The organism is Streptomyces sp. NPDC045026 (assembly GCF_056432625.1).
On sequence record NZ_JBWKIS010000032.1, the window covers coordinates 25,629 to 42,923 of the forward strand.

The following is a 17,295-nucleotide window of genomic DNA, read 5'->3' on the forward strand; positions in this document are numbered from 1 at the left end:
CGGACGTTAATCAGCGGGCCGGAGTTAATCAATGGGTTAGCCCAACACTCATCAGAACTGTCCGCACAGGCACTTGGCCCGCCGCCGGATCGTACGGCCGCCCCTGCCCGCCAGGGCATACCCGACACCAAGATCGAGAACGACCGAACGGAGTCCTACTAGGCCTGTGCCTCTCGGCGCCGCACCGGACGGCTGCTCGCGGGACCGGCGAGCCCCAGCGTGACCAGGAACTGTTCCAGCGCGAACGCCGCCATGCCGACGGCCACGGGATTGCCCGGCACCAACGACGCCTCGACCGTGAGGTCCTGGCGGGAGCCGGGCAGGACGTGGCCGGGGAGTTCGGCGCGGACCGCGGGCACGAGCCAGGGCGCGAGCGCCCGGGTCGTCCAGCCGGTCAGGGTGAGGCGGGGGATGTCGAGGAGGTTGACCAGGTCGGCCAGGGCCGCCGCCAGATAGTGGGCGGTGCGCTCGACGAGGGCCGCCAGGGCCGGATCGATCACGCCGGACCCCCCACGCGCGGCCCGCGCACCGGATCCCACGCCCGGCCCACTCGCGCCGGCCGCAAGCCCCGCGGCGAGGGCCTGGACGAACTCGCTCTGGCCCGCCGCGCGCAGCGCCGGATGTTCCGGAGCGATGTCCGCGAGCGTGACCTGGAGACCGTGGACGCCGAGGTACGCCTCGACACAGCCGCGCCGCCCGCACCGGCAGGGTCTGCCGTCGAGTTGGAGGAGGGTGTGCCCCCATTCCCCGGCGTTGTTTGCGGAGCCCCGGATCAGGCCGCGCTCGATGGCGACGCCGACGCCGACGCCCGTACCGAGATTGACGACGGCGAGGCTGTCGGCCGTCCGCCCCGCGCCGAACCACAGTTCGGCCACCGCGATCGCCTTCAGCGGATTGTCGACGTACACGGGCATGCCGAGGCGGGCCTCGAGGAGTTCCTCGATATGGACGTCCTTCCAGTCCCAGTTCGGGGCGAAGACGGAGACGCCGGCATCGGGGTGGACGTGGCCCGGCAGGCTGACGCCCGCCCCCAGGACGGTCTCCGGGTCCGTGATCCCCGCGTCGTCGAGGGCGGCCCGCACGACGCGGGTGATGCCGTCGACGACGTACTGCGGGTCGTTCTGGTACTCGTCCAGGGCGACCTCGGCGTGGCCGAGCACGCCGAGCGCCATGTCGAACACGGTGGCGTCGAGGTAGGTCTCGGCGACGTCGACGCCGACGATGCGGCCGCGTGCGGGGTTGATGGCGAGGCGCTCGTAGGGGCGGCCCACGGTGTTCTTCTCCACCGTGGCGATCTGCAGGACCTCCTCGACGACGAACTCGGTGATCACCGTCGCCACCGTGGCGGCGCTCAGTGCGGTGTGCCGGGTGAGTTCCTGCCGGGTCGAAGGACCCCGCTCGAAGAGTGCGTGCAGGATCTCGAACCGGTTCTCGTTGCGAAGATCACGAGCCGTGCGGCGCGCCACCATTCCCCCTCAGTCGTCCAGATGGTCGAGCCACAGCGTACGTAGCCGGGCATCCTCCTTCCCGGCCAGGCCCCTGACCAGCAGCGTGAGGTCCGACCAGCCGGGCGGCAGCCAGAGCGCGTCGGCGTCGCCGCCGGTGAAGCGGGGCCGGTCGTCGTCCGCCCAGATCCGGCCGATGCACTCGCCCCGGGACCAGCCCGTCACGCGGATGCGGTCGCCGTCGACGCGCAGCAGCCGGCCGCCGTCGCCCGGCGGCAGGTCGACGTCGAGCCATGCCTCCTCGCCCGGCTTCAGCGTCAGCGGCAGGTCCACCGGGAGCCCGGCCGTCCCGCGCCTGGCGAACTGGCGCAGGTGCTCGTCGGTCTCGACGGTGCAGGCCCAGTCCGTCACCGGTTCCAGCGCGAGCAGGTCGGCCGTCGGCCGGGCGCTGCTCGGGTCGTGCACCAGCGTCACCGACACGGTGCGGGTGCCCTCCGGCAGCAGTACCCACGGGTTCTCGCCGTGCACCGTGCACGGCGCGCCCGCGTCGACCGAGACCCGTACCGGTGTCGTCAGCCCGCGCAGGTGCAGCGCCCCGGCGCCGGACAGCGCGACGTCGCGGGTGTAGGTGAGCGGGATGCCCACGCGCGTGCTGCTCCAGCCGCCGAGGACCCGCAGCGGTGCGGGCTCGCCCGCCCACTGCTCGCTCACCCGCCACAGCGCGGAGGCGTCGTGTGTGGCTCGTACCGCATACAGGGTGCCCAGGCCGCGCGGTGCGCCGAGCACGAGGGCGGGCAGGCGGGCGTCGTCGAAGTTGGCGTGGCCCCAGATCTCGACGACGGCCTCGATGGCGGCCTCGCCGGACACCTCCCGTACGTCGATGAGTTCGGCCGCACCGAAACCGGCGATGGTCGGGCGGACACGGCCCGCGATCGTGAGGTCGGCCAGGTCCGCCGCGCCCGTGAGCAGGAGGTCGTCCACGTCCGTCAGGTCGGTGGTGGTGCGGTAGGTGCCGCGCCCCCGGTACGCGCCCAGGGACTCCAGGGTCGGCGGGTGGGTGTGCCGGCCGGCTTCCTGTGCGGCTGCCGACGCGCCCCTGCGACGTACCGAACGGAGTACCTCCCGACGGGGCCCTGCCTCGGCCGTCGTCTCCTCCGGCGCCCGGGCCACCAGCGTCAGACCGCCCGCCGTCGCCCGCCGTGGGGCCTGCGCTGTCGGCGCCGGGAGCTCCACCCGCACCCCGTCGACGACCACCGTCACCGGGACCGTCGACACGAACACGAGCGTGTCGTCCGTCGCCTCCACCAGGTCCGCGGACGCGAGGTTGACGACCGCCGCCCCGAAGGGGACGTCCATCGCCATGAGTGGGCAGCTGTCCGCCGCGACGGCGACTTCGACGCCGCCCACGACGGCCCGGCCCGGCTCTCCCCTGCCCAGGTGCGGTACGGCGACCAGATGTCCGCCGCCCTCCAGCGCGAGCGCCGCGTGCACAGAGCTGGTCGGGAAGTCACAGGCGATCCGTGCCGGGGGCGCCGTCGGCCGCGCGCGGGTCAGGCGCTGCCCGTATGCGTCCACGAGCCGCGCGAGGATCCGCGCCTGTTCGTACTCGGGGCGTGCGGCGCCCGTCGCGGAGACGTAACCGTCGAAGTCGTAGCCGTGGCTCATGAAGCTGCCCGGGTCGCCCCAGTTCCCGGTGGACGGGGTGTGGCCGAAGTTCCAGCCGGACGACTGGAGATAGGGCGCGATCAGCGACGCTCCGCTCGCCAGCAGGCGGCGCAGGGTGCGGTGGCGGCGGTTCGTCTCCGTGATCAGGAGCGGCAGGCCGCGGGCGCGCAGCAGGTCCGCGTAATGGCGGACCTCCTCCTCGATGTACGGGGAGTCGTCGTCCGGGTAGAAGTTGCAGGCCGGTACGACGCCGGGGACATCGCCCGTCGCGCCCGCGAGGTCGCCCTGTCCTGCGCAGGCGATCAGCGGCACGGTGATGCCGTGAGCCGTCGCCATGTCGCGGAGGGCCGTCAGGTACCCGGTCCGGTCGGCGCAGTCGAAGAAGTCCAGCTCGTTCTCCAGCTGCACCATGACGACCGGGCCGCCGGCCGGATACTGGCGCTCGGCAATCAGCGGCAGCACCCGGTCGAACCATCCGGCCACCTCGGCGAGGAACCGCGGCTCGTTCTGACGGATCCTCAACTCCGGGTCCAGGCCAAGCCATGCGGGCAGCGCGCCGCCGTCCCACTCGGAGCAGATGTACGGGCCGGGGCGCGCGATCACGTACAGGCCGGTCTCGTGGGCGAGGTCCAGGAAGGCGGCGACGTCGCGGCGCCCCTCGAAGGACCATTCCCCCGGGGTCAACTCGTGGAAGTTCCAGGGGAGATACACGTCCACGCACTGGTAGCCGGAGTCGCGGACCTGCTCCAGGCGGGCCCGCCACTGCTCGCGCGGCAGCCTGAAGTAGAACAGGGACGCGCAGAGCAGGGTGCGGGATGCGCCGTCGATGCGGATGCCCGGACCGTCGAGGGATATCTGGTTCACGTCCGATGTCCGGTTCACTTCACGCCCGCGCTTCCGCCGCTGATGTCCATCTCGTACAGGTACTTCTGGCCCAGGTAGTAGACGATGATCATGGGGACGGCGAGCAGGATCGAACCGACCATCACCAGGTTCCACGGCGGCGCCTGGCCCGCCCCCGAGGTGCTGGTGATGTACTGGATACCCAGCGACAGGGGCATCTTGGACTCGTCGTTCAGATAGATCAGCGGGCCCATGAAGTCACCCCAGGTGTGGGTCAGGGTGAAGATGCCGATCGCGATGAGGACCGGCCAGATCATGGGCAGCATGATGCGCCGGTAGATCCCGAAGAAGCCGAGTCCGTCGACCATGGCCGCCTCGTCGAGCTGGCTGGGCAGGCGGGAGACGAACTGCCGTACCAGGAAGACGTTGAAGGCGTTGGAGAAGAAGTTCGGGATGATCAGCGGCAGATAGGTGTTCACCCAGCCGAGGTCCCGGAAGAGGACGAACTGGGGGATCATCGTGATCTGCGTCGGGATCATCATCGTCGCAATGACGACAAGGAAGAGGGCGTTCTTGCCGGGGGCCCGCAGGCGGGCGAAGGCGTAGCCGACGAGGCCGCTGCTCAGCATCTGGCCGGCGACCGAACACAGCGAGATGATCACCGAGTTGATCAGGAACCGGCCCATGGGCAGTTCGGTGCCGAAGAGCCGGCCGAAGTTCTCCCAGTGGAACTGGGTGGGCAGCAGGGTGAACGAGTTGGTGTTCACCGTCGCGTCGCCGGACAGCGCGATCGAGGCGACGAACACGAGGGGCGCCGTCAGGATCGCCGCCACGACGATCAGCGTCGCGTACGTGAACGGGGTGGCCCGGAACGCCCGGACGGTGCCCGGCCCCTGCCCGGCGCGGGCCCCGCGCGGCGCGGCTCCCGCTCCCGCTTGGTGCGCCGCCGCGGTGTCGCTGGTGAGAAGGCCGGTCATCACTTCACCTCTGTTTCGTAGAACACCCAGCGCCGGGTGGTGCGGAAGGCGATCAGCGTGAAGCCGAGCACCACCAGGAAGAGCAGCCAGGAGATCGCCGAGGCGTAGCCCATGTGGTAGTTGCCGAAGGCCTCGTCGAAGAGGTACGGCACCATCGTCTCGGCCCCGTCGTACGCGGCGCGCATCTTGCCCTTCGGGATGAGGATGTAGACCTGTGCGAAGACCTGGAACGCGCCGATCAGGCCCATGATCAGGTTGAAGAAGATGATCGGGGTGAGGTGCGGCAGCGTGACGCTCCAGAACTGCCGGGCCGCTCCCGCACCGTCGACCTCCGCGGCCTCGTACAGCTCCTTGGGGATGCCCCTCATCGCGGCGAGCAGCAAGACCGTCGCGCTGCCCGCGCTCCAGGCCGACATCACGATCAGGGCGGGGATCGCCCAGGATCCGTCGAGCAGCCAGTCGGGTCCCGAGATGCCGAGCAGGCCGAGCGCGTCGTTGAGCGGTCCCTTCGGTGCGAGCACCTGACGGAAGATCATTGCGGTGGCGACGAGCGGGACCAGGGTAGGCAGGTAAATCAGCGTGCGCAGCAACTTCCGTGCGCGCACTTGCTTGTTGAGCAGGTTCGCCAGCCACAGGCCGAGCACCAGACCGAGCGGCACCGAGATCGCCGCGTAGGCGAAGGTGTGCCACAGGGCCTTCCAGAACCGGGGGTCGTCGGTGAGCAGGGTGACGTAGTTGTGGAAGCCCACCCACTGCGGCGCGGTGAAGGAGTCCCAGTCGGTCAACGAGTAGTACATCGACGCGAGCATCGGCCCGAACAGGAAGACCAGGAACCCGATGACCCACGGCAAGACGAACAGATAGAACCAGAGCGCCTCACGGCGCCGCCTTGTCGAGGAGGCGTGCACGGTCGCCATGGCGCGTCAGCTGCCGGACTTGACGATGGACTCGAGGTCCTTCTGCAGCTTGGTCAGCGCCTTCTTAGCGCTCTCCTTGCCGAGCCAGAAGTCGGCGAGACCCGAATCCATTGCGGACTGCATCTCGGTCCACTCGGGGATGAACGGCGCACGGAAGACGAAGTCGCTGGACTCACCGAAGGCTGCCATGTCGATGTCCGTCTTCATCCACTTCGGCTTGAGGAACGCCTCGCTGTGCTGCACCTGGAGGTTGGCCGGCACGTCCTCGCCGGAGGCGATGATCTCCTTCTGGGCGGTGGCCGAGGTGAGGAACTGGATCGCCTTGAAGGCGTTGTCGCGCTGCTTGGACGTACGGGAGATGGCGAGACCGCTGCCGAACGCGGACACGGCCTGCTTCTTGCCCCGCCACATCGGCGCGATGTCCCAAGCGAACTTGGCGTCGGCGACGCCCGCGATGACCCAGAAGCCGTTGGCGTGCGTGGCGATATTCTGCAGCGGGAACGCCTGGTCGGCGCCGACCTCGGAGCCCATGTCGGCGTAGTCCGCTTTGCTCGGCACCACCTTGTGCTTGAAGACCAGGTCACCGGCCCACTGGAGGGCCTCGACGACCTCGTCGCTGTCGACGGCGGGGCGGCCGTCGGCGTCGATGATGGTGCCGCCGTTCTGGTAGGCGAGGCTCCACCACTGCGGGTACCACTCGGCGCCGCCGTAACCCCACTGCTTGCCGGGGACGGTCAGCTCCTTGAAGGCGTCGAGCGCGTCGTCCCAGGTCCAGTCCGCGGTGGGCGCCTTGATGCCCTTCTTCTCGTACAGGTCCTTGTTGTAGTAGACGGTGATCGCGCCCGAACGGTCGGGGATCGCGTACGTCTTGCCCTCGTACGCGTAGATCGAGCCGACCGGACCGAACTGCTTGTTCAGGTCGAGGCCGGCCTTCTTGACCATGTCGTCGAGGGGCAGCAGCTGGTTCTTGCTGGAGTAAGTGTTGACGCTCTCGGCGACCTGCATGATGTCCGGGCCGCTGCCGCCCGCGATCATCGTCTGCACCTTCTGCGCATACGAGTCGGAGGGGATCAGCTGAAGCTTGACCTTCAGGTCCGGGTACTTCTTCACCAGCAGGTCGATCCGCTTCTGGTACGTCTTGCGGTCGGTGTCACCGCCCCAGACGGTCATGGTGAGCGGGGAGCCGGCCGAACCGCCGGAGCCGGAGCCGCAGGCCGTGAGCGTGATGACGCCCGCCGCCACCCCCGCACCCATGCCGAAGAACCCGCGGCGCGACAACTGGACCCTGTCAGCAGACATGGCTCTGCCCTTCGTTGGTGAGGTGTGCGAACGCACGTGGAGAGAGCTCGACGACCGGAATCCCGTGTTCGAGCGGTGGTTAAACTAACCGTCGTTTTAATACGTGGACAAGTCCCTGTCCACCACGAGTTTTTGGGGCGCACGGCTTGACGCCACCCGCGCCCCGCTGCCACGTTTTATCGATACACACACCCGCCCCTTCGCCGCCGGGAGAGTCATCCGTGCCCCGAGCCATCGCGGTCATCAACCTCGACATCCCCGGTCCGACGATCAGCCGCCATCTGTACGGCCACTTCGCCGAGCACCTGGGCCGCTGCGTCTACGGCGGCTTCTGGGTCGGCGAGGACTCCCCGATCCCCAACGAGGGCGGCATCCGCCTCGATGTCGTCGAAGCGCTGCGTGCCCTGCACATCCCCAACCTGCGCTGGCCGGGCGGGTGTTTCGCCGACGAGTACCACTGGCGCGACGGCGTCGGTCCGCGCGTGGAACGGCCCCGGATGGTCAACACGCACTGGGGCAACGTCGAGGAGAGCAACCACTTCGGCACCCACGAGTTCATGGCGCTGTGCGAACTCCTCGGCGCCGAGCCGTACATCAACGGCAACGTCGGCTCCGGCACCGTCCGCGAGATGAGCGAGTGGATCGAGTACCTCACCCGCGACGGCGACAGCCCGATGGTGCGCCTGCGCAAGGCCAGCGGCCGCGAGGAGCCATGGCGGGTGAGGTACTGGGGAGTCGGCAACGAGACATGGGGCTGCGGCGGCAACATGCGTGCCGAGTACTCCGCCGACCTGGCCCGCCAGTACGCCACATACTGCCGCGACCACGGCGACAACAAGCTCTACCGGATCGCCTCGGGTGCCAGTGACGACGACTACAAGTGGACCGAGACACTGATGCAGCAGATCAGCTGCTTCGGCTGCGAGGCCACCCCGAAGAACTTCTTCCAGGGCATCTCCGTCCACCACTACACGCTGGCCGGGCCCTGGGAGTCGAAGGGCAGCGCGCTCGACTTCGACCGCGACGACTACTACCGCACGATGGTCGCCGCGCAGCGCACGGACAAGATCCTCACCGGCCACTCCCGCGTGATGGACGTGTACGACCCCGGGCGCACCGTCGGCCTGGTGCTCGACGAGTGGGGCACCTGGTGGGACGTCGAGCAGGGCACCAACCCCGGGTTCCTGTACCAGCAGAACACGCTGCGCGACGCGCTCGTGGCGAGCCTGCACTTCGACATCTTGCACAAGCACGCGGCCCGCCTGCACATGGCGAACATCGCGCAGACGGTGAACGTCCTGCAGGCCGTGATCCTCGCCGACCCGGACAGTGACGCGCTGGTACTGACGCCCACGTACCACGTCTTCGAGATGAACAAGGGCCACCAGGACGCGACCTCGCTCGCGGTGCACCTGCGCGGCGAGGGGATCCAACGGGTCGTGGACGGCGTGGAGTTGGCGACCGTGTCGGCCTCGGCGAGCGTCAAGGACGGCTCCCTGCTCGTATCCGTCACCAACCTGGACGCCGACGAGCCGGCCGAGCTCGTCATCGACCTGCGCGGCGCCGCGATCGGCGAACCGCACGCCCGGCTGCTGACCGCTGGCCGACTCCAGGACCACAACACGCCGGGCGGCCAATCATCCGTCGCGCCGCGGGAGTTCGACGGGGTGAAGGCCGCGGGCGGGAACCTCGCGCTGACGGTGCCGCCGCACACGTTCGTGACGATCCAGGCGCCGGTGCTCTGAACTCCCGTATCCGACGGAACTCCGTACCGGTCTGAACTCCCGTATCCGACTGGTCTTCGTACCTTACTGAACTCCCGTATCCGACAAGCCTGTTGGACGATTGGTTGCGCGATGACGTCACTGCCCCACCCACTACCCGACCGTGCGCTGCGCCCACCGATGGGGTGGAACAGCTGGGACTGCTACGGCACCACCGTCACCGAGGACGAGGTCCTCGCGAACGCGATGTTCCTGCGCGACCACCTGCTGGCGTACGGCTGGGACACGGTCGCCGTCGACATCCAGTGGTACGAGCCGACGGCCCGCAGCCACGGCTACAACCCAGACGCGCCGCTGGTGCTCGACGCGTACGGGCGCCAGTTGCCCGCGCCGGGCCGGTTCCCGTCGGCGGGTGCGGACGGGAGCGCCGGGTTCGGGCCGCTGGCCGCGCGGGTGCACGGGCTCGGGCTGCGGTTCGGGCTGCACATCATGCGCGGAATCCCGCGGCGCGCGGTGGCGGCCCAACTACCGGTCCTGGGTACGGAGTTCACGGCCGCCGACATTGCCGACACCTCGTCCGTCTGCCCGTGGAACACCGACAACTACGGCCTCAACCACGACCATCCGGGCGCGCAGGCGTACTACGACGCACAGGTCGCCCAATTCGCCTCCTGGGGCGTCGACTTCATCAAGGCCGACGACATGCTCTTCCCGTACCACGAACGGGAGATCGCCGCGTACGCGCGGGCCATCGAGCGGTGCGGGCGGCCGATCGAGCTGAGCCTGTCCCCGGGCACCGACGTCTCCGTGGCCCACCTGGAGCACCTGCGCCAGAACGCCACCATGTGGCGGGTCTGCGACGACCTGTGGGATCGCTGGGAGGACGTCGAGGCGCAGTTCGCGCGGATGGCCCGATGGGCGCCGTGGCAGGGCGAACGGGGCTGGGCGGACGCCGACATGCTGCCGCTCGGCCACATCGGCATCCGCGCCGAACGCGGCGCGGACCGCCACTCACGCCTCACCCGCCCCGAGCAGATCACGCTCCTGACCCTGTGGCTCATCTCCCGCTCCCCGCTCATGATGGGCGGCGACCTGCCCACCACGGACCGCGCCACGATCGACCTGCTGAGCAACGAGGAGGCGCTCGCCGTCCTGTGGCACGGCCGCGACGGCCGCGAAGTGCTGCGCGAGCGCGACCTCGTGCTGTGGACGGCGCGGGACGCGGCCCAACGCGCCCGCTACGCCGCCGTGTTCAACCTCTGCGACACCTCCCGGCGCCATGTCGTCCCGCTCGGCTCGATCGGCGCGCGCCGCAAGGACGCCGTGCGGGAACTGTGGACCCGCACCGACACCCCGCACGACGGCCGGGCCCTGACCGTGGACCTCCCCGCGCACGGCGCCGCGCTCTACCGGATGGCGTGACCGACCCACCATGGCAACGATCCAGGACGTGGCGAAGGCGGCCGGAGTCTCCGCGATGACGGTGTCCAACGTCCTCAACGACCGGCCCCACGTCCGCCCGGCCACCCGCGAGAAGGTGCTCGCCGCGATCGCCCACCTCGACTATCGCGTCAACGTCGCCGCCCGCACCCTGCGCACCGGACGTACCGGAACGATCGGTCTGGCCGTCCCCGAGGTGAACCGCCCCTACTACGGACGGCTCGCCGCCGCCGTCGTCGCGGCGGCGGGACGCCACGGACTCAGGGTTAGCATCGAACAGACCGATGCCCGCCGGGAGAACGAGCTGGCGACGCTCGCCCCGTCCCGCGCCCGCGTCCACGACGGGGTGATCCTCGCGGCCGCGGGCCTGACCACGAGCGAGGCGCAGCGGCTCAAGGCGGACCTCCCCGTCGTCGTCCTCGGAGAGCGGATCTTCGGCGGCCCCGTCGACCACGTCGCGATGCCGAACGTCGAGGCGTCGCGCGCGGCCACCGGGCACCTCGTCGCGCGGGGCTGCCGGCGCATCGCGTTCCTGTGCGGCGCGATCAGCGAAACCCCCGGAGACGTCGACGTCTCCAGCCTACGCCGCACGGGTTACCGCCAGGCCCTGGCCGACGCGGGCCTGCCCGGGGACCACCAACTCGAGTACGAGCTGGCGGAGTTCACCATGGCCGCCGGCGCGCAGTGGGCCCGCACGACGGCCCCCGCCCGCCCGGACCTCGACGGCGTCTTCTGCGTGACCGACACCGTCGCGATGGGCGTCCTGCGCGGCCTCGCGGACGTAGGCATCCGCGTACCGCACGCCGTCAAGGTCATCGGCTTCGACAACGTCGACGAGAGCGCCTACCTCGTCCCGTCCCTGTCCACCGTGGCCCCGGACCACGACGCCATGGCACAGCGCGCCGTCGACCTCCTCGTACGCCGCATCAAGGGACCGGAATCGGACGACCGCGAGCCGGAGGGGTTCGTCGCGCCCTACGAGGTGGTGGTACGCGAGTCGACGGCGTCTGCGGGGTGACCGGCTGGCGCTTCGCGCACCGCACGGCTGGCTTGCCCGGCCTTCTTCTCCCGCACGAGCCGGCGTCTTGCACCGCCAGTACCGTCAGGCCGTACGACGACGCCAGCCCTGCGCCGGCGCTCGGCCCGATCGGCTGAACTGCCCCTCGGATCGGTGTCATCGGCCCCGCACGCGCGGCAGACGGTTTCGGGAACACGAGGGGGTAGCCGGTCGGCGGAGTTCGGCATCGCGTCCGCACGACCGGTGTGGGGGAAGCGGGCCACCGAGATCCTGAAGGCCGCCTCGGTGATTTTTGCCCAGGAGATCGACCGTCCCCGGACGAGGCCGAGCAGGTGATCAACCCACCTGCGGGAACGTGGCTTCGGGGTCGATCCCGTCTGCCGGGTCCTGAAGCTGTTGCCCTCGATGTACTTCGCCCGCAGGAGGCGGCCGAAGTCGGCCCGCCGGCTCCGCGACGAACAGCTGATGCCGCTGATCGCGGAGGTTCACGCGGGCTCGGGTGGCACCTGTGGCGCCCGCCGGATCACCAGGGCCCTGCGGCGCGTCGAGGTGGCCCGCTGCACGGTCGAGCGGCTGATGGCCGAGCTTGGTATCGAGGGTGTCATCCGCGGGCAGCGGCGCCGGACCACCGTCCCCGAGTCGGCGCCGCGTCCGCCGGACCTGGTGGACCGGAACTTCACTGCCGCGCGCCCGGACCAGCTCTGGGTGGCAGACATGACCTACGTGCGGACATGGTCGGGGTGGGCGTACGTGGCGTGCGTCCTGGACGTGTTCTCCCGGATGATCGTCGGCCGGCAGGTCGCCCACCACATGCGGAACCGAACTGCCGCTGGACGCACTCGAGATGGCCCTGTGGAGACGGAAGATCAAGAAGGACTCCGGGCTCATTCATCACAGCGACCGCGGGTCGCGATACGCCTCCATTCGCTGCACCGGCCGGCTCGCCGGCATCGGCGCTTCCGCGTCGGTCGGCTCAGTCGCGGACGGCTACGACAAACCGTTGTCATCACACTGCGCTCCTTCGCAATTGTGCGGGTAGAGCGGCCTGTTGGGCCGCGAGGCGGTCGCTGAACTTGATGCCCTGAGCGACTTCGGGTGCCGGGTGGTCGGGGCCGACGACACCTTCGGCGTAGCGCCGTACCGCGAGCGCGGTACCCCGAAAACCGTCCGTCGGACGCACGAACGGACGGTGCGTACGTACGAGGTTGGAACGGACCCAACTCGTCCTCGATCCAGAGGAGTTCCGTTGTCCACCCTTGCCCGCTGGTGCTTCAGGCACCGGTTCGTCGTCGCCTTGCTGTGGGTGGCCCTGCTGGCCGGTCTCGGTCTGGCCGCGTCGCAGGCCGGCACCAAGAGCAGAGACAGATTCTCCCTGCCCGGCACCGAGTCGACCAAGGCGCTCGACCTGCTCGAGGACACGATGCCGGGGCGGTCCGGCGCCTGCCCGTGCCGAAAACTCATCCGCCCTGGTGGGAGAGGGCGCACGAGTTGATCGCGGGCGGGCGGGATCACGTGCTGGTGAAGTTGGTGATCAACACGGCATGATGGTCCGCCGTGCTGCTGCGACTTGCCTATCTGGGTGTGACGAACGCGTTCGCGATGCTGCGCCTGCTGCCGAAGAGCGACCGAGACAAGGTCCTCGAGATCCTCGCCCTGCGCCACCAGATCACGATGCTGAAGCGCCAACTCGGCAATGAAGGGGTGCGATTCAGCCCGAGTGACCGGGCGTTTCTGGCGGCACTGCTGCACCCGCTGCCGCGGGACGTGCTGCACAGGCTGCGACTGCTGGTCCGGCCGGACACGGTGCTGCGCTGGCACCGCAACCTGGTCGCACGCCGCCTCGCTGCCGCGTCGCGCCCGAAGCGACCAGGCCGGCCTCGCACCGTGCACTCCATCCGCGCTCTGGTCCTGCGCCTGGCCCGGGAGAATCCCAACTGGGGCTACCGGCGCCTTCACGGCGAACTGCTCATCCTCGGCGTGAAGGTGGCTGCCTCCGCCGTATGGGAGATCCTCAAGGAGGCCGGGATCAACCCAGCGCCCGAACGGAACTCCAGTACCTGGGCAGACTTCCTGCGCTCCCAGGCCGAGGCCCTGCTGGCGTGCGACTTCTTCGAGACGGTCACCCTGTCCGGGGCGCGGATGTACGTGTTCGCGGTGATCGAGCACAGCACCCGACGGATCCGGATCCTGGGCGCGACCGCGCACCCGACCGCTCCCTGGGTGACGCAGGCCGCAAAAAAACCTGGTCATGGACCTCGAAGACGCCAGATCCAAGGCCAAGTTCCTGATCCGAGACCGGGACGGCAAGTTCCCCGAGCTGTTCGACGCCATCCTGCGAGATGCGGGGATCGAGAGCGTCCTCAGCGGCGTCCGGATGCCGCGGATGAACTCGGTCATGGAGAGGTGGGTGCAGACCTGCCGGCGCGAGCTGCTGGAACGCACGTTGATCTGGACGCGGGAACCAGGGCCAGGTACCTCATCCGGGACCGGGACGCGAAACTCGCTGTTCTCTTCGACCAGATCCGGTGCGACGCCAGCATCCACACCGTGCTCACCGGCGTCCGGATACCACGCATGAACGCCATCATCGAGCGCTGGGTCCAGACCCGCCACGAACTCCTGGACCCCACCTTGATCTGGAACGAGCACCACCTGCGGCACACCCTTCGCCAGTTCGAGCTGCACTACAACACCCTCCGACCCACCAGGCAATGCAGCAAGCAGCGCACCTGCGCCGCCCCCGACCCAACGCACAGATTGCCCAACTGAAGGCACGCCGGAAAGACCGCCTCGGCGGGGTCCTCCACGAATACCAACATGCCGCATGAGCTGCACGGATGGGATTTTCGGCCGGCGCAGCGCCCTCTACCGGCCGCCCTCGCTCCTCGGACGGCCACACGTCCTGTGCCGAACTCCCCCAGGAACCTCAATAGGCGAGATACTCCCAAAGCTTGCCACGCACGGCGGGAAGCGTAGCCCCCAAGGTCACGGGCAGACCGGGCAGTCGCTCGTCCATCTCCGCGGACGTGAGCGGCGGACTCACATCGAGCGCAAGCTTGTTCCCCTCGCCGGTTTCATCCTCATCAATGCCGATGATCTCCCGGACTCGGTTGACTTGTCCGTCAACGACGAAGACGAGTGCGCGCAGGGTCGGGAATCGCGATCGGGCAATGGGCCACCACTTCCGGTCCGCGTCGAATTGGACGTTCTCCCCTTCACCTGTCTCCCCGTAAGGGCGCCCATCGGCGTCGTACAGTGTCTTGCCCTCACGGCGCCAGATGATCAGCGCCTGGCTCTCTCCTACAGGCCGGCTCGTAGCCTCCTCGGGAGGGAGTCCGGCGGCGTTGCGGGCCATGGGGAACATCGCGGCGGTGCCTGTCGTCCGCCAGTTGGGCGCCGGTAGACCGTTCTCCTTAAGACGCGCCTTGAGCGCGGGGTAGATGTCATGCAGCGTCAGTGCGGGACCGCCGTTCGGTCGGCCGCGACTTATGAGCTCAGTCAGGTGATGTGTGAACGAGGTGCAAGCAGCCGTCTGCTGCTCCAGTGGCACGACATGGGCAGCGAGATCGGCGGCCGTCAGAGTAGTGACGCCGGCAACGGCGGTGCTGTCCGCGATCGATCCGCTACTGAGGGCCTGGATGGCTTGCCCCGAGTAACAGCAGTCCAGGATCACTGCCTTCACCGCGGCCGGGCTGCTGGCAAGGATCTTCTTGATGCTGGCGTACGGCAGCCCTGTCGCCTCCCCGCGATCGGCGCGAGTGTCGCTGAGCGCCAGGCAGAGCTCGCTCATGTCGCTGAGCATGCCATGTCCGACGAAGTACAGCAGCAGTCCATCCTCGGCCGTCTCGGCGAGGTCGTACAAGGTGGCCTGGAAGGCACCCGTCTCGCGCGGATCGAGGAACACTGCGACCCGTTCCTCCGGCCAGCCGCCCAAGGCGGGATCGGTGAGTACGTCCTTCAATCTGTCCACGCTGTTCGCGGCTGCGGGCACGGGGGTGAGAGCAGTGTCCGTGAAACAGGATGCACCGATCAATATCGCGCGGGATCGTCGACGGTCCAGGAAGTCAGTCTCCACGGGGCTGCCCCGCAAGCATGTTGATGTAGCGCTCGATTTCCGCCGAGTCCGTCCCCTGGGGGACCGACAGACGTCGGCCGTCGATTTCGATCTCGATCGTGCCACGGCGGGAGCCGAGCCATGCGCTGAGCGCTCCGGCGAGAACGGACACGCTGCCACCAGTCCCCAGGCTCACTGCCAACAACTCGAGGGCACCACTGCCGAGTTCCTCAGCGCCTGGAGTTGCGCGTGCCAGGCTTACACGCCCCGTCAGGCCGCGCTGTGTGGACAACCACTGCTTGAGAGAGGCCAGCTCCTGTGGACTGCCTCCGTCAGGGCGGATGGAGATCTCCACCGTCCCGCACCCCTGTTATGAGTTCGCACTCTGAATGAGCTGGACATCATGTCACCAAGTACGGCTTCATGACCATGAGTTGACGATTCAGGACGGCCCCCAAACGAAGAAGGTGCGGTTCGTTCGGCCGGTGACAGCGGCAGCCTGCTGCCACGGGTTGATGTCCTCGCTGCCACACACCCTAGTTGAAGTGCTCTCCTCCCTTCGCAGGCTCAGGAAGGAGATTCCTGCTTACCTTGCGGCAGCGGGCTTGACGCCACGGGTGCGCCTGACGACTGCCCTCCCGGCAGCCGGGATCGCCACGAGGCCGATCCGGTACAGGTGCAAGACGTTCCGGGCCGCGTTCCAGTCGGCATTCGCCGACCATCCGCAGTCCGGGTTCTTGCATACGAACGTGGCCTGGTCTTCGCGGCTGCCGGGCGTGATGAGTCCGCACGCGGAGCAGCGCAGGGAGGTGTTCGGGGCGGGTACCTTGACCAGGGTTCCGCCGTTTCGGGCGGTTTTGTACGTCAGCAGTGTCACGGTGCGGCCCCACGCCTCCTGGCTGATGGAACGGTTCAGGCCGGACTTCTGCGCGACGTTCCTCCCCGGGTTCTCGATGGTTCCCTTGGCGGACTTGACCATGTTCGTGATCTGCAACTGCTCCACCACGACCGTGCCGTACTGCTTGGCGATGGCGGTGGTGGTCTTGTGCTGCCAGTCGATTGCTCGGCGCGTGGCTCTTGCGCGGAGCTGCTTGATCTGATCGTAGGTGGCGTGCAGCCGGTTGGAGCTGCGCTCTTTCGGCTTGCGGAAGCTCTTGCGGTGCGCGGCGCGCTGTTCCAGGCGGAGCAGTTTGGCCTTCTCATCCGGGTTCAGCCACTTGTCCCGGTCGGCGGTGCCGTCCGGGAGTCGGGGCGGCCGGTCGTGGTCCTGGTGGTTGCCGTCGGACAGCGCAAGCGGCAGGTTCACCCCGGCGTCGATACCGACCTCGGGACCCTGGTGGGGCTCCGGCTTGGGCTCAAGGGTCTGGATACGGAAGGCGATGTGCCAGCCGAGCCCGTCTTTGACCAGCCGTGCCCCGGTGATCCGGTTCTCCTTGTTGGCGAGCTTGCCGACGGGGAGATCCTTGGTCCAGCGGAACCGGACACGGCCCACCCTGGGGATGTTGACCATGCCCCACCGTCGGTGTACTCGCTTGATCTGCAAGTCCCGGCCCTGCGGGATGTCCACCGACAATGCCGTGCGGAAGCGGGCCTTGAAGTTCGGCTCGTCCGCACGCCCGTCCCAGCAGTTCCGCCACGCCTGGAAGTACGTCTTGAGTACCGCCTGCGCGGCCTGCGCGGGCAGCACCGCGTACCAGTCGATCTCCTTGCGGGCCTGCCGCAACGCCTGATCCATGCGCGTCAGAGCGCGCTGACACTTCGGCGTCATCTGCCACAGGTCGTGGAGCTGATTCCACATCGCGCGTGCCGCGTGCGCCTGGTCATCCATGAGCCGGACCTGTGCAGGCGTCAGCGCCAGCCGGGCGCGGTGCCCGAACTGCCGCTTCTCCCACACGAGTTCGCCCATGACAATC

At 68.7% G+C, this 17,295-nt stretch carries 14 protein-coding genes and 1 pseudogene; 7 read left to right on the forward strand and 8 right to left on the reverse strand.

The genetic code is table 11. The features are described from left to right. Positions 1-158: 158 nt before the first annotated feature. Genes AC07EJ_RS39465 through AC07EJ_RS39485 form a run of 5 tightly spaced genes read right to left on the reverse strand, consistent with a single transcriptional unit; the run spans position 159 to position 7,146 of the window. Complete coding sequence (locus AC07EJ_RS39465) at positions 159-1,469, reverse strand: ROK family protein (protein ID WP_389488790.1); 1,311 nt, start codon at positions 1,467-1,469, stop codon at positions 159-161. Positions 1,470-1,475: 6 nt separating this feature from the next. Further along, a complete protein-coding gene (locus AC07EJ_RS39470; RefSeq protein WP_478886035.1) occupies positions 1,476-3,974 on the reverse strand; it encodes a beta-galactosidase in 2,499 nt (832 codons plus the stop codon). A gap of 14 nt (positions 3,975-3,988) precedes the next feature. Continuing rightward, entirely contained in the window at positions 3,989-4,930 is a 942-nt protein-coding gene (locus AC07EJ_RS39475; RefSeq protein ID WP_389488795.1) for a carbohydrate ABC transporter permease, read from the reverse strand. Beyond that, positions 4,930-5,847 carry a carbohydrate ABC transporter permease gene (locus AC07EJ_RS39480; RefSeq protein ID WP_478886036.1) on the reverse strand — a complete coding sequence of 306 codons (918 nt, stop codon included), beginning with the start codon at positions 5,845-5,847 and terminating at the stop codon, positions 4,930-4,932. Before AC07EJ_RS39480 ends, AC07EJ_RS39475 begins: the two co-directional genes overlap by 1 nt. Before the next feature lie 6 nt (positions 5,848-5,853). Further along, positions 5,854-7,146 carry an ABC transporter substrate-binding protein gene (locus AC07EJ_RS39485; RefSeq protein WP_478886037.1) on the reverse strand — a complete coding sequence of 431 codons (1,293 nt, stop codon included), beginning with the start codon at positions 7,144-7,146 and terminating at the stop codon, positions 5,854-5,856. A 221-nt stretch (positions 7,147-7,367) separates the two neighbouring features. Between AC07EJ_RS39485 and AC07EJ_RS39490 the strand changes: the two genes are divergently transcribed. The 7 genes and pseudogenes from AC07EJ_RS39490 (at position 7,368) to AC07EJ_RS39520 (ending at position 14,097) form a co-directional block, all read left to right on the forward strand. Next, entirely contained in the window at positions 7,368-8,891 is a 1,524-nt protein-coding gene (locus AC07EJ_RS39490) for an alpha-N-arabinofuranosidase (RefSeq protein ID WP_478886038.1), read from the forward strand. 111 nt (positions 8,892-9,002) lie between these two features. Beyond that, on the forward strand, positions 9,003-10,292 hold the full coding sequence (locus tag AC07EJ_RS39495; RefSeq protein ID WP_389488805.1) for a glycoside hydrolase family 27 protein: 1,290 nt from the start codon (positions 9,003-9,005) through the stop codon (positions 10,290-10,292). A gap of 10 nt (positions 10,293-10,302) precedes the next feature. After that, positions 10,303-11,328, forward strand: a complete 1,026-nt coding sequence (locus AC07EJ_RS39500) for a LacI family DNA-binding transcriptional regulator (protein ID WP_389488807.1) — start codon at positions 10,303-10,305, stop codon at positions 11,326-11,328. A 405-nt stretch (positions 11,329-11,733) separates the two neighbouring features. Continuing rightward, a complete protein-coding gene (locus AC07EJ_RS39505) occupies positions 11,734-12,399 on the forward strand; it encodes an IS3 family transposase (protein ID WP_478886039.1) in 666 nt (221 codons plus the stop codon). A 175-nt stretch (positions 12,400-12,574) separates the two neighbouring features. Continuing rightward, on the forward strand, positions 12,575-12,820 hold the full coding sequence (locus AC07EJ_RS39510) for a hypothetical protein (protein WP_478886040.1): 246 nt from the start codon (positions 12,575-12,577) through the stop codon (positions 12,818-12,820). A 62-nt stretch (positions 12,821-12,882) separates the two neighbouring features. Further along, a pseudogene (locus AC07EJ_RS39515) lies at positions 12,883-13,786 on the forward strand (helix-turn-helix domain-containing protein); the annotation flags it as partial. Positions 13,787-13,902: 116 nt separating this feature from the next. Then, entirely contained in the window at positions 13,903-14,097 is a 195-nt protein-coding gene (locus AC07EJ_RS39520; RefSeq protein WP_478886041.1) for an integrase core domain-containing protein, read from the forward strand. A gap of 157 nt (positions 14,098-14,254) precedes the next feature. Here AC07EJ_RS39520 and AC07EJ_RS39525 read toward each other — a convergent pair whose 3' ends face one another. The 3 genes from AC07EJ_RS39525 to AC07EJ_RS39535 form a co-directional block, all read right to left on the reverse strand. Beyond that, positions 14,255-15,508 (reverse strand): caspase family protein, encoded by a 1,254-nt coding sequence (locus AC07EJ_RS39525; RefSeq protein ID WP_478886042.1) that lies wholly within the window; start codon positions 15,506-15,508, stop codon positions 14,255-14,257. Then, a complete protein-coding gene (locus AC07EJ_RS39530) occupies positions 15,393-15,737 on the reverse strand; it encodes an effector-associated constant component EACC1 (protein WP_478886043.1) in 345 nt (114 codons plus the stop codon). The genes AC07EJ_RS39525 and AC07EJ_RS39530 overlap by 116 nt, the downstream gene beginning before the upstream one ends. Positions 15,738-15,968: 231 nt before the next feature. Continuing rightward, positions 15,969-17,288, reverse strand: coding sequence for an RNA-guided endonuclease InsQ/TnpB family protein (locus AC07EJ_RS39535; protein WP_478886044.1), 1,320 nt, complete (start codon positions 17,286-17,288; stop codon positions 15,969-15,971). Positions 17,289-17,295: the final 7 nt, after the last annotated feature.